At 47.3% G+C, this 12244-nt stretch carries 12 protein-coding genes and 1 other annotated feature; of the genes, 4 read left to right on the forward strand and 8 right to left on the reverse strand.

Annotated elements, in window-relative coordinates; all coding sequences use genetic code 11:
- Positions 1–118: 118 nt before the first annotated feature.
- Positions 119–655, forward strand: coding sequence for an RDD family protein (locus RH88_RS12565; RefSeq protein ID WP_005596510.1), 537 nt, complete (start codon positions 119–121; stop codon positions 653–655).
- A 64-nt stretch (positions 656–719) separates the two neighbouring features.
- Here RH88_RS12565 and RH88_RS12570 read toward each other — a convergent pair whose 3' ends face one another.
- The 8 genes from RH88_RS12570 to trpL2 form a co-directional block, all read right to left on the reverse strand.
- Positions 720–1982: a dicarboxylate/amino acid:cation symporter gene (locus RH88_RS12570; protein WP_005596511.1), complete on the reverse strand. Its 1263-nt coding sequence runs from the start codon at positions 1980–1982 to the stop codon at positions 720–722.
- A 424-nt stretch (positions 1983–2406) separates the two neighbouring features.
- Positions 2407–3213 carry a tryptophan synthase subunit alpha gene (gene trpA, locus RH88_RS12575; RefSeq protein WP_005596512.1) on the reverse strand — a complete coding sequence of 269 codons (807 nt, stop codon included), beginning with the start codon at positions 3211–3213 and terminating at the stop codon, positions 2407–2409.
- Positions 3213–4403 (reverse strand): tryptophan synthase subunit beta, encoded by a 1191-nt coding sequence (gene trpB, locus RH88_RS12580; RefSeq protein WP_005596513.1) that lies wholly within the window; start codon positions 4401–4403, stop codon positions 3213–3215. The genes trpA and trpB overlap by 1 nt, the downstream gene beginning before the upstream one ends.
- 11 nt (positions 4404–4414) lie before the next feature.
- The gene (gene trpCF, locus RH88_RS12585) at positions 4415–5842 is read right to left on the reverse strand and encodes a bifunctional indole-3-glycerol-phosphate synthase TrpC/phosphoribosylanthranilate isomerase TrpF (protein WP_005596514.1); all 1428 of its coding nucleotides are present in this window, start codon (positions 5840–5842) and stop codon (positions 4415–4417) included.
- 13 nt (positions 5843–5855) lie between these two features.
- On the reverse strand, positions 5856–6854 hold the full coding sequence (gene trpD / locus RH88_RS12590) for an anthranilate phosphoribosyltransferase (protein WP_005596515.1): 999 nt from the start codon (positions 6852–6854) through the stop codon (positions 5856–5858).
- An 11-nt stretch (positions 6855–6865) separates the two neighbouring features.
- Positions 6866–7456, reverse strand: a complete 591-nt coding sequence (locus RH88_RS12595) for an aminodeoxychorismate/anthranilate synthase component II (RefSeq protein WP_005596516.1) — start codon at positions 7454–7456, stop codon at positions 6866–6868.
- Between the two features lie 15 nt (positions 7457–7471).
- On the reverse strand, positions 7472–9061 hold the full coding sequence (locus RH88_RS12600; RefSeq protein ID WP_005596517.1) for an anthranilate synthase component 1: 1590 nt from the start codon (positions 9059–9061) through the stop codon (positions 7472–7474).
- Positions 9062–9187: 126 nt separating this feature from the next.
- Positions 9188–9303: a sequence feature (Trp leader region), on the reverse strand.
- Positions 9250–9375, reverse strand: a complete 126-nt coding sequence (gene trpL2, locus RH88_RS12605) for a tryptophan operon leader peptide (protein WP_005596518.1) — start codon at positions 9373–9375, stop codon at positions 9250–9252. It overlaps the preceding feature by 54 nt.
- A gap of 243 nt (positions 9376–9618) precedes the next feature.
- Here trpL2 and rnm point away from each other — a divergent pair, with 243 nt between their 5' ends.
- From rnm to rluB, 3 genes are all read left to right on the forward strand, one after another.
- The gene (rnm, locus tag RH88_RS12610; RefSeq protein WP_005596519.1) at positions 9619–10485 is read left to right on the forward strand and encodes an RNase RNM; all 867 of its coding nucleotides are present in this window, start codon (positions 9619–9621) and stop codon (positions 10483–10485) included.
- Positions 10486–10508: 23 nt separating this feature from the next.
- Positions 10509–11129 (forward strand): L-threonylcarbamoyladenylate synthase, encoded by a 621-nt coding sequence (locus RH88_RS12615; RefSeq protein ID WP_005596520.1) that lies wholly within the window; start codon positions 10509–10511, stop codon positions 11127–11129.
- A gap of 128 nt (positions 11130–11257) precedes the next feature.
- Positions 11258–12226, forward strand: coding sequence for a 23S rRNA pseudouridine(2605) synthase RluB (rluB, locus tag RH88_RS12620; protein WP_005596522.1), 969 nt, complete (start codon positions 11258–11260; stop codon positions 12224–12226).
- Positions 12227–12244: the final 18 nt, after the last annotated feature.

The following is a 12244-nucleotide window of genomic DNA, read 5'->3' on the forward strand; positions in this document are numbered from 1 at the left end:
GCCAATGTGCTGGGTTTTTTTATCCGCCATTTTTGAAATCGATCTGAAAATTGGCGCGCGTACGTAGATGGTTTTATGACCAATGTTAGGCTGTGTTCTTTTATTTAGGAGATCGCCTATGAGATACGGAGGTTTTTGGCGTCGGTCAGCCGCGTCGCTAATTGATGGTTTAGTTTTGTTGCCTTTCACCGCACTGCTAATTTACGCGCAAGGCTTCTCGAAAGAGATGGGCATATGGCTCTCTCTTCCTGCCGCATTACTGTTTTCAAGCTATTACATCATCATGCATTGGCGTTATGGGGCAACCGTTGGTAAGCGCCTATTAAGCTTACGCGTTGTGGATGAATACTACGAGCGAAAAATCAATTTCCGTTCCGCGCTATTACGTGGCAGCTTTTATCTCGTTTTCGCAATGATCTTCAGTTACTGGGAAATCATCGGTTTTCAATCTATCCCTGCTGACCAATATGCCCATTTAGAATGGTATGTACGTGATGAAATCGTGCAGAGTCGGGCGCCAAGCTGGTCGTCTTACGTCATGATTGCGTCTTGTGTGTGGTTTGTGATTTCGTTCTTTACCTTGGTAATGACAGAGAAAAAGCGCACCTTACATGACTATTTGGGCAGCACTGTCGTGGTGAGAGTTTATAAGTAGAATGACTTGTGAGCGGGAACAAAAAAGCCACTCTGTTGAGTGGCTTCTAATATTTTAGCGTTGGTTAAGCTTGCTGTTTCTCAAGCTCAATTTGTTCTGCTACTTCATCTTCAATCAGCGCATCAACGATAACAGCACAAGCTGCATCGCCAGTGATGTTCAGTGCAGTACGAATCATGTCGAAAATACGGTCAAGTGCGAACAACAGTGGTAAACCTTCAATTGGAATACCAGCGGCAAGAAGAACGGCAACCACGAGGAATGATGGACCAGGTACACCAGCTTGACCTACAGCACCAAGCGTTGATGTAACGATGATCGCGATGTAAGCACCCATTCCAAGATCAATATTGAACAGCTGAGCAAAGAAGATAGCGACTAGGCCATAGTAGATTGCATTACCTGACATGTTGATGGTTGCGCCTAATGGCAATACGAAAGAAGCTGTAGAGTTACGTACTTTCAGCTCGTGCTCAACCGTATCCATGGTTACAGGCAGTGTCGCCATTGATGAAGCGGTTGAGAGTGCCACAGCCTGAGGCTTTTTCATCGCACTAATAAACTGCTTCGCTGACGTCTTAGTGAAGACGTGGATCATCGCTGGGTAAACCACAAAGCCGAAGATCAGGATTGCTGCGGTGTAAACAAGGAATAGCTTGAATACCACCATCAGTGCACCAAAACCAAAGGTACCTACAGCTTCAGCCATCAAGCCAAACACACCGATAGGGGCGATGATCATCACTTTGTTGATCATCCATACCATAGAATCAACGATGCAGTTTACGCCGTTAATAATTGGCGTGCGGCGTTCTTCTGATTGCTTTGACAGTGCAATACCAAAGAATAGGCAGAAAACCAAAATTTGGAGGATGTTTGCTTCGTTCAGTGATTGGAAAACGTTGGTTGGGATCATACCAGTGATGGTTGCCCAGAAAGTAGGTAGTTCACCTTTAGAAGCATACTCAGCAGAGAACATGCCTTCAACACCCGATAAGTCGATACCAATACCTGGTTGGAAGACCGCACCCATGACGAGAGCAAGTGCAACAGCCAGCGCAGATGTTAGCGCGAAAAACCCGAGCGTAACGGTGCCGACTTTACCTGCAGATTGGCTATTTCCTAGTCCTGCTGCACCTGAAATCAGCGCAACGGCAACTAATGGAATCACCAACATTTTGATTAGATTGATAAAAATAGCACCAAGTGGGGCGAACATCACCGCGCTTTGACCCATCATGGCACCAACGGCAGTACCAACGATCATTGCGATGACAACTTGAATACCAATGTTGCTTAGCAAACTCTTTTCTTTTAACACTTCCATAACCTCTGTGCTATTAAATTTGAAAATCCTAGTATTAACCACTGCGCATATTGCAACGAATGGATAATAATTCGAGTGAATTTGTACACGTAATTTTCACAATTGGCAATAAGCAACACGTGAAAAACGGCCGACAAAAGTCACTTTTTGCGGTTGAAGTGTGATTTTTATTCAAGAGCAAACGTTTGCTTGTGCGACTGATGCGTTAAGAGTGACAGCGAGTGGGTTGAATATGACAGTTTGTTGATAATTTAATGCCAGTTAGTTGCATTGCTGTAAGTGATGGGTTTGATTGATAACTGGGCTGAATGGTTGCGTTGCTGCTGTGAGGGTAAAGAGAGATCGCAAACACGCAAGGTGTCGATAGGCGCAGCAAGGAAGTAGGGGCTATTAAAACAATAACCCCACATTTAAGCTGAAAAAGCTACTTTTGCGTGGCTGCTTTCATCGTTGTGACGAATTGACCAAGTGACTGCAGCATGAGTGCTGGCTGGTCAATATTTGACTCAATGATTTTCACCACCGCAGAGCCAGAGATTGCCCCTGCGGCACCCGCATCAATCGCTTCTTTAACTTGTGCGGGCTCTGAGATACCAAAGCCAAGTAGTGCAGGAGGCGCATCAAATTGATTAAGGCGAGCCAGTAGATCGCCGACTGGCATATTCGCTTTGGTTTCCGCGCCCGTCACGCCTGCGCGAGAGAGTAGATAAGTATAACCACCGCCTAGCTGTGCAACGGTCTGTAATGTTTCGTCGCTGGCGGTTGGTGGCGCGATAAAGATTGGGTGGATACCAAATTTTTCTGCCGCCGCAACAAACTCAGCGCTCTCATTGGTTGGGACATCAGCAATCAGTACCGAATCAACACCAGCCTTGGCACAGCGTTGATAAAAGTCTTCAATGCCGCGCGAGAAGACAAGGTTGGCATACATCAGCAAACCAATTGGCAGTTCAGGATACTCTTGACGAATTTTACTGATCAACTCGAAGCAAATATCCGGTGTCGCACCAGAATCTAATGCACGAATATTGGCCCCTTGAATGGTTGGTCCATCCGCAAGAGGATCGGAGAAGGGCATGCCTAATTCGAGTGCATCAGCACCAGACTTAACCAGCGTTCGCATGATCTCTAGTGACTGCTCAGGGTTAGGATCGCAGATGGTAACAAATGGCACAAACGCGCCTTGTTTGACTTCGTCTAGGCGTTCAAACATCAGTTGATAACGGTCCATTAAAACACTCCTTTTTCTTCAAGAATGGCGTGGACGGTAAAGATGTCTTTGTCACCACGACCGGATAGGTTGACCACCAGTAGCTGTTCTTTTTCAGGGTTGTTGCGTGCCATATGCAGAGCGTGTGCAAGTGCATGAGAGGACTCAAGCGCAGGAATAATCCCTTCGCTACGAGCCAGCTCTTGGAACGCGTCTAATGCTTCGTCATCGGTAATGTTGTCGTATTCCGCGCGACCAATTGCGTTAAGGTGTGCGTGTTGTGGACCAACGGATGGGAAATCAAGGCCAGCAGAGACTGAGTAAGACTCTTCTACTTGGCCATTAGGATCTTGCATTAATGGTGCCTTCATACCAAAGAAGATACCCGTTTTGCCATGCTTCAACGGTGCGCCATGTTGGTCGGTGTCAATCCCTTTACCAGCAGGCTCAACTCCGATCAGACGTACGCTCTCTTCCTCAATAAAATCAGCAAACATACCAATGGCATTGGAACCGCCACCGACACAGGCGATCACCGCATCAGGCAAACGGCCTTCGCGCGCCAAAATTTGATTCTTGGTTTCTTCGCCAATCATACGTTGGAATTCACGTACGATGGTTGGGAATGGGTGAGGGCCTGCTGCCGTACCTAAAAGGTAGTGCGCGGTTTCGTAGCTGCCAGACCAATCACGCAAAGCTTCGTTACAGGCATCTTTTAATGTTGCTGAGCCTGAATGAACAGGGATCACTTCCGCGCCCATCAGTTTCATGCGGAAAACGTTCGGGCTTTGACGCTCAACATCTTTTGCCCCCATATAAACGCGGCATTTTAAGCCCAACAGTGCACACGCCAGTGCAGTTGCAACACCATGTTGACCTGCGCCAGTTTCTGCAATGATTTCGTTTTTGCCCATGCGTTTTGCCAGCAAAGCCTGACCGAGCACTTGGTTGGTTTTGTGCGCGCCACCATGCAACAAATCTTCTCGTTTAAGGTATAACTTGGTTTTGGTGCCCTTAGTGAGGTTACGCGTCAAAGTAAGCGCCGTTGGGCGACCAGCGTACTCTTGTAATAGGGTCATGAACTCACTGCGAAATTCAGGGTCTTCTTGTGCATCAATAAACGCTTGCTCTAACTGCTCAAGCGCAGGCACTAATATTTGCGGAACGTATTGACCGCCGTACTCGCTAAAATAGGCATCTAACTTTGCCATTGCTCTCTTCCTTAATATTGTCGAATTGCAGCAAACGCTTGTTGCAACTTCACTAAATCTTTCTTACCCGGTGCGCTTTCCACACCTGAGTTAAGGTCTAATCCTAAGCAGCCAAGTTGACTTGCTTGTTGTGCGTTATCGGCGCTAATACCACCGGCCAACATCACTTGTTCAGTGTTGCCAATCAGCGACCAATCAAATACTTGCCCTGTGCCACCACTTTGGTTGCCAACCTTGGTATCGAGAAGGTGACGGTCGACATGGCGACTTAGGCGAATGGCGGTTTGATCACTCACGCCATAGGCTTTCCAGATTTCGATCTCTGCGGGCAATTGAATGCGTAAGGCATCAACGTACTCTTGTGACTCGTTACCGTGTAACTGGATGGCAGTTAGGTGTAGCTGGTCAGCAATTTCAGCGACGATTTCAGCGGGGTGGTTCTGAAATACACCAACATAGTTAAGTGGTGCGCCACTCATCACCAAGCGAGCGTGTTCTGGCGTCACGTAGCGTTTAGAGGCCTCAACGAAAATCAAACCGCCATACACCGCACCGGATTGATAGGCTTTGGCGGCATCATCACAATGGGTCAGCCCGCATACTTTATTCTGCCCCAGTGTTACCTTGCGCACGGCCAGTTCGATGTTACTTTCCGCCATCAAAGAGCTGCCAATCAAAAAGCCATCGGCATAGGTACTTAAATCACGCACTTGCTGGTGGGTGTAAATGCCGGATTCAGAAATAATCGTTGCGTCCGGCGCGAGTTTACGCAGGGTCGGAGCAAGCTGCTTGGTACGATTCAAATCGGTGCTGAGATCGCGCAAATTACGGTTGTTGATGCCAATCACTTTCGCGCCAAGATTTACCGCGCGATGCAGTTCTTCATCGTTACTAACCTCAGTCAACACACCCATGTTAAGTGAGTGGGCAACCTCAGCAAGCTGTTGATACTCTTCGTCGTCAAGCACTGACAACATCAGCAGAATGGCATCAGCTTGGTAGTGGCGTGCCAAATAAACTTGATAAGGGTCAATCATGAAGTCTTTACACAATACCGGCTGGCGAACCTGACGGCTGACTTGTGGAAGAAAATCAAAGATGCCTTGAAAGTACTTTTCATCGGTCAGTACAGAGATAGCATCAGCATGGTTGTTATACACTGAGGCGATGTAATCGAGATCAAAGTCGTCGCGAATCAACCCTTTTGATGGTGATGCTTTTTTGCATTCCAAGATAAAAGCGGTTTTGTTGCCACTGAGCGCTTGGTAGAAGTTTCGCTCAGAGGGCGTCAGTGACGATTGAAATTCTGCCAGCGGTTGCGTGGCTTTACGCGCTGCAACCCATTCGAATTTATCACGTACTATTTTCGCCAGTACTTCCGCCATCTGTGCCTCTTTACGTGAGACATGCTGCGATAAATTGTCGGATACTTGTGTCATGGTGATCCCTTAATTATCCACGCGCTGCCAGTTGTTCAACTAACTGATACGCTTTACCTGAATTCATGGCCTCGATGGCTTGTTGTGTATTGGCTTTTAAATCTTCATGGCCGAACAAGCGCATGAGCAGAGCCACGTTTACCGCAACCGCGCCCAGCTGTGCTTCAGTGCCTTTTCCAGTCAAAATATTGGTGATGATGGCTTTGTTTTCTTGCGGATCGCCGCCTTTGATCGCCTCTAGTGGAAAGCGAGTAACACCAAAATCTTCCGGCGTTAAGGTGTATTCGTGGATCTGACCCTCTTTGATTTCAGCAACAGTGGTTTCGCCATGAATCGCCACTTCATCTAAACCGCTGCCATGCACGACTGCGGCTCGCTTCATGCCCATTTTTAACATTGTTTCAGCAATAGGACGTACGAGCTCTTCGCTGTATACGCCCATTAATTCGATATTAGGTCGTGCTGGGTTAATCAGAGGACCGAGAATATTGAAAATGGTGCGGGTTTTCATAGTTTGACGCACCGGCATCGCATGGCGAACACCACCGTGATATTGCGGCGCAAACAGAAAGGCGACGCCAAGTTCATCGACGGCGTCTCGCGTGTCTTGTGCGCTCATGGCGAGATTAATGCCGAATGAATCAAGCAAGTCTGAAGAGCCAGATTTACTCGATACGCTGCGGTTACCATGTTTGGCGATTTTTAAGCCACAAGCGGCAGCAACAAAGGCGGCGGTGGTCGAGATATTGATGGTATCGTGCCCATCGCCACCGGTACCAACGATATCAGCGAAATCATAATCAGGGCGAGGGAAGGCGTTCGCATTCGCGAGTAAGGCTTTTGCGGCGCCGGCAATTTCGGCTGGCGTTTCGCCTTTGATCTTTAACGCGGTTAGCGCCGAGGCCATCAGCACGGGATCGAGTTCACCACGAATGATGATGTCGAAAAGCGCTTGGCTCTCTTGTTCGGTTAATGCTTGTTGCTCGTAAAGCTTATTAATAATCTGTTCCATGATTATATTCCTTATCCTTTGCTTCGCTCTAACGCCCATTCAATGGCATTGGCGAGTAATGTCGCCCCGTAGGTGGTCATAATGGACTCTGGGTGAAATTGAAAGCCGCACACCTTGTCTTGTTCTTGAACCACTGACATCACTAAATCATCCACCTCTGCGGTCACCGTTAGCTCTGCAGAAACATGGCTAGCGACCAACGAGTGGTAGCGCGCGATGGCAAGTGGTGACGGCAGGTTGGCATAAATGGCGTGATTTTGATGCGCCATCATTGATACCTTGCCATGCACAATATCACCTGCGCCAGAGACTTTGCCGCCATAAGCTTCAACAATCGCTTGATGACCAAGACAAATGCCAATCATCGGCACTTTGCCTTTGAGGCGTAAGATTAGCTCGGGCATGCAGCCTGCTTGCGAGGGTTCACCAGGGCCCGGTGATAGTAGTACGACCGGGTTGTCTAATTGTTCGATAGCCTGTTCAATCGTGGCGGCAGCAATGTGGTTACGATAGATGGTCACGTGGTGACCAAGCGTACGAAACTGATCAACCAAGTTGTAGGTAAATGAATCGAAGTTATCGATAAAGACGATGTTTGCCATGATAATCTTGCTCCCTTACCCGTTGTGAGAATGGTCTTGAGGATGACGCTGATGGGCGGCTTGAATCGCTGAGATAACCGCTTGCGCTTTACCTCGAGTCTCATCGGCTTCCGCTTGTGGTTCAGAGTCAAACACCACACCTGCGCCAGCTTGCACTTGAGCAATGCCGTTTTCGACATACGCTGAACGAATCACGATACAAGTATCTAACGTGCCTTCACCTGTTAAGTAGCCGACAGCGCCACCGTAACTGCCACGTCTTGCTTGCTCAACATCGCGAATCAGCTGCATTGCCCGAATCTTTGGCGCACCCGTTAACGTACCCATATTCATACACGCTTGATAAGCATGTAACGCGTCTAGATCATTGCGTAATTGGCCAACAACACGCGAGACAAGGTGCATCACATGGCTGTAGCGATCGACCTTGAGAAGATCGGCGACATGGCGGGTACCCGCTTCGGCAATACGAGCAACATCATTACGAGCCAAGTCAACCAGCATCATATGCTCCGCATTTTCTTTGCCGTCAGTACGTAGCTCTAGTTCAATACGGCTATCGAGATCAAAATCAATTTCACCGTTAGCACGCTTACCACGACGTCGAGTACCGGCAATCGGGTAAATCTCAACTTGGTTGGTGTCAGTTTCATACTTCAACGCGCTTTCTGGAGAAGCACCAAACAGAGTAAATAGCTCATCTTGCATGTAGAACATGTAAGGGCTTGGGTTACTTAATTTAAGCTCTTTATAGGCGGCTAATGGAGAAGGGCATGGCAGAGTAAAACGGCGTGACGGCACTACTTGGAAAACGTCACCTTTAATGACGAACTGTTTTAAGTCTCGCACTGTTTGGCAAAAATCTTGATCGGACACGCTAGGGGTTACCGTGACCTCGTCAAGTTGCGTTGCCATAGGTAGCGTTTTCGGATCGCCACATGCGTACGCAATTTCCACTAAGCGCTTTTCGATGGTTGCCGAGTTGCTAGACGAATCAAAACGAGTGGCTTGTAATAAGCAGGTTTGTTCTTGGTGATCGACAATTAAGAGTGTTTCAGCCACGTAGAAAACGTAATCAGGGCATTGATTGGTGGCTTGGGCATCGCCAAGTGGTTCAAAGTTTGCCACTAAGTCATAGGCAAATAAACCACCCAAAAACAGCGCATATTTATCGTGATTAGCGAGATAAAAGCTATGTTGGATCAAGCGCAGTGCATCAAATGATGAGGCTTCACGTAAGCGAGAATCTTCATCTAGTTGATTATTGGGTTCAGAATAAGTCAGGGTTAAGCAGTTATCGAGTAGCTCAAACTCAATACTCGGCGCGATATTTTTGACGAGATGACGAAGGAGTGCTTGGCCGTTGTCGGTGAGTGCCGTCATAGTGACTTGATGGCCGTAACAAACAATGCGTACCGCAGAGTCCACGATCAGTAGGCTTTTTAGATTCTGCTTCGAATCGATTTCAGCAGACTCAAGTAACAAGCTGTCTGTCTTGTTTTCGCATAAAGTATGGAAAAGACGTGTTGGGTCTTGAGCATACGGTACTTGAGTATGGATCACATCGACACTAGCCAGTGCGTTAATTTTAATGGCCTTGTTCACAAGACCTCCTTTTTATTATCGGTATCCTTCCTGTCGTACAGTCTCGCACAAAGCAAACGTTCTCCCAAACTGCGATGGCAGTTATTTGTTTATTCTTTAAACAGTTGGGTGTGAGCTGCACAACAAAACAAAAAGCCCGCTAACTTAGCGGGCTTTACGAGTGACTTCTTTTTCAATCTGTCGATAGTTTAGAAATACACGCTAGCCCACCAAGAACTATTCCAAGTGCGCCACCAAGATAACTCTGCTTGCTCACGCTTAGGTGAGTGCAAAGTCACTTTTGTTTTCTGCTTTTGGTTAAATTCTTGTAACATAGCCTGTCTTCACATTCTCGCCTGTAATTGCGTACTAGTTAACTAGTATTTTAACTTGGTGTCAACCTTTCGACCTACACTAATCAATATCTTTTTATTGAGTTGCGCCGAATAACGGTTAACAAGCCCAGTCACCACAGACGTCATTGACTCATAGAACGTGTTTTTAACCATGAATTTAAGTGTGGTGGGTGAAGATATGCAGCCGAGAATGAACAAAATAATTGGTACAAAGAAATAGATATGAAAATAGACCTACACAGCCATACCACGGCTTCAGATGGCAGATTTAGCCCCCAAGACTTAGTCGATCGCGCGGTAGGTTTTGATGTAAAAGTACTGGCGATTACCGATCACGATACCGTGAATGGACTTGCGCCAGCCAAGCAATATGTTGCTGATAACAATATTGATTTGCACATTATCAATGGCATTGAGATTTCGACGGTATGGGAAAATAAAGACATTCATATCGTTGGGCTGAATTTAGATCCAGAACATCCAGCGCTACAAAGCTTGATCACCGAGCAAAAGCAGCGCCGTGAAGTTCGTGCAGAACTCATGGCTGCTCGTCTGGAAAAAGCCACCCGAGAGGGCGTGCTCGAAGAAGTGAGAGCGATTGCCGATGGTGCGCCTTTAACCCGTGCACATTTTGCAGCATGGCTGGTCGCCAATGGCTATGCTAAGACGATGCAGCAAGTGTTTAAAAAATATTTAACGCGTAATAATCCCGGTTATGTGCCACCAAACTGGTGCTCAATGTCGGAAGCGGTGGCGGCGATTCATGCCGCTGGTGGTAAGGCGGTACTAGCTCACCCAGCGCGTTATGGTTTGACGGCGAAGTGGATAAAGCGTCTACTGGCAGCGTTTGTTGAAGCGAACGGTGATGCAATGGAAGTTGCTCAGCCACAACAAGCACAACAAGAAAGACGCAACTTGGCGGATTATGCGATACAATACAACCTATTAGCGTCCCAAGGCAGCGACTTTCACTATCCGTCACCATGGATGGAACTGGGACGTAACCTCTGGTTGCCATCCGGCGTTGAACCAGTTTGGAAAGATTGGGGTATCGAGCCTTCACATTCCGATACTCCTGAGAGCGAATAAAGCTCGATTAATGAGGAATTACCATGAGCCAGTTTTTTTACGTGCATCCTGAAAACCCGCAGGCTCGCTTGATCACTCAAGCGGTAGCAATCATTCGTAACGGTGGAGTCGTTGTTTACCCAACAGATTCCGGTTACGCACTTGGCTGCCAGCTAGAAAACAAGCAAGCGCTAGAGCGCATTTGTCAGATCCGTCGTCTTAACGATAAACATAATTTTACGTTATTGTGTCGTGATTTATCTGAGATTTCATTGTATGCGCGTGTTGATAACGCCGCGTTTCGTTTGCTAAAAAACAATACGCCGGGGCCTTACACCTTTATCTTTAAAGGAACCAAAGAAGTGCCACGTCGTCTAATGAATGCCAAACGTAAAACGATTGGTATTCGTGTGCCCGATAACCGTATTGCACTAGACTTATTAGAAGCACTAGGTGAACCGATGATGTCAACATCGTTGATTCTGCCGGGCAACGAAGTGACCGAATCGGATCCAGAAGATATCCGCGATAAGCTAGAACATGCAGTGGATGTGATTTTAAATGGTGGTTATCTTGGTGAACAACCAACCACTGTGATTGACTTTAGTGAAGGTGAAGCCGAGTTGGTGCGTTTAGGTGCGGGCGATCCTGCCCCATTTGAATAACCAACAATCGGTGTGCTGAGATCACAAAATTAGCTGTCTTCACCGCTAATATTTGATATATTATGCGACCGCGAATTTAGGTCGCATATTTCATTCGACGTCTGCGAAGACGACACATAGGTAGTTAGATGAACGAAAAACTTCAGAAAGTATTGGCTCGAGCGGGTCATGGCTCTCGACGTGAATTAGAGACGTTGATTAAAGCAGGACGCGTGAGTGTGAACGGCATGGTGGCAAAACTAGGTGAGCGCCTAGAAGATGAAACCGCGATCGTTCGTATTGATGGACACACTGTGTCTGTTAAAGCAGATGAAGAAGTGGTCTGTCGTGTATTGGCTTACTACAAGCCTGAAGGTGAATTGTGTACTCGTCACGATCCAGAAGGTCGTCGTACCGTATTTGACCGTCTACCTAAAATCCGTGGGTCTCGTTGGATTTCTGTTGGTCGTCTAGATGCGAACACATCTGGCCTACTACTGTTTACTACCGATGGTGAGTTGGCTAACCGCCTAATGCACCCAAGCCGCCAAGTAGAACGTGAATACCTAGTACGTGTATTTGGTGAAGTAAACGAACAGAAAGTGAAAAACCTAGTACGCGGCGTACAACTTGAAGACGGCATGGCTCGTTTTGAAGACATCGTGTACGCAGGTGGTGAAGGTATGAACCACACCTTCTACGTTGCGATTAACGAAGGTCGTAACCGCGAAGTTCGTCGTTTGTGGGAATCACAAGAGACAACAGTAAGCCGCTTGAAACGTGTTCGTTACGGTGACATCTACTTAGATAAGAAACTGCCTCGTGGTGGTTGGATGGAACTGCAACTGAAAGACGTTAACTACTTACGTGAACTGGTTGAATTGAAACCAGAACGTGAAACCATGCTAGACGAAAGCAAGGATTCAACATCACGTAGTCGTGAGCGTTCACGTAGCCAGAAGATCCGTCGTGCAGTTAAGCGTCACGAAGAGCGCGTAAGCGCACCAAAAGGCCGCAGCAATAACCCAAGTCGCCGTAAGCCGAAAAAAGCGGCAGGTGAACAAGGTGCTCGTGCTAAAACGCAAGTGAGCCGCCCAAGCCGCCCAGCGAAAAAATAAAACGAGAAAGCAGCCTAC

The sequence above is a fragment of the Vibrio scophthalmi LMG 19158 genome (assembly GCF_000222585.1).
Lineage (GTDB): Bacteria > Pseudomonadota > Gammaproteobacteria > Enterobacterales > Vibrionaceae > Vibrio > Vibrio scophthalmi.

Excerpts from the sequence above, each read along its gene's own strand:
- trpA (WP_005596512.1), bottom strand. The coding sequence starts at position 3,213 with ATGGACCGTTATCAACTGATGTTTGAACGCCTAGACGAAGTCAAACAA.
- RH88_RS12565 (WP_005596510.1), top strand. The coding sequence starts at position 119 with ATGAGATACGGAGGTTTTTGGCGTCGGTCAGCCGCGTCGCTAATTGAT.
- trpB (WP_005596513.1), bottom strand. The coding sequence starts at position 4,403 with ATGGCAAAGTTAGATGCCTATTTTAGCGAGTACGGCGGTCAATACGTT.
- rluB (WP_005596522.1), top strand. The coding sequence starts at position 11,258 with ATGAACGAAAAACTTCAGAAAGTATTGGCTCGAGCGGGTCATGGCTCT.
- trpL2 (WP_005596518.1), bottom strand. The coding sequence starts at position 9,375 with ATGTTACAAGAATTTAACCAAAAGCAGAAAACAAAAGTGACTTTGCAC.
- RH88_RS12595 (WP_005596516.1), bottom strand. The coding sequence starts at position 7,456 with ATGGCAAACATCGTCTTTATCGATAACTTCGATTCATTTACCTACAAC.
- RH88_RS12615 (WP_005596520.1), top strand. The coding sequence starts at position 10,509 with ATGAGCCAGTTTTTTTACGTGCATCCTGAAAACCCGCAGGCTCGCTTG.
- trpD (WP_005596515.1), bottom strand. The coding sequence starts at position 6,854 with ATGGAACAGATTATTAATAAGCTTTACGAGCAACAAGCATTAACCGAA.
- RH88_RS12570 (WP_005596511.1), bottom strand. The coding sequence starts at position 1,982 with ATGGAAGTGTTAAAAGAAAAGAGTTTGCTAAGCAACATTGGTATTCAA.
- rnm (WP_005596519.1), top strand. The coding sequence starts at position 9,619 with ATGAAAATAGACCTACACAGCCATACCACGGCTTCAGATGGCAGATTT.
- trpCF (WP_005596514.1), bottom strand. The coding sequence starts at position 5,842 with ATGACACAAGTATCCGACAATTTATCGCAGCATGTCTCACGTAAAGAG.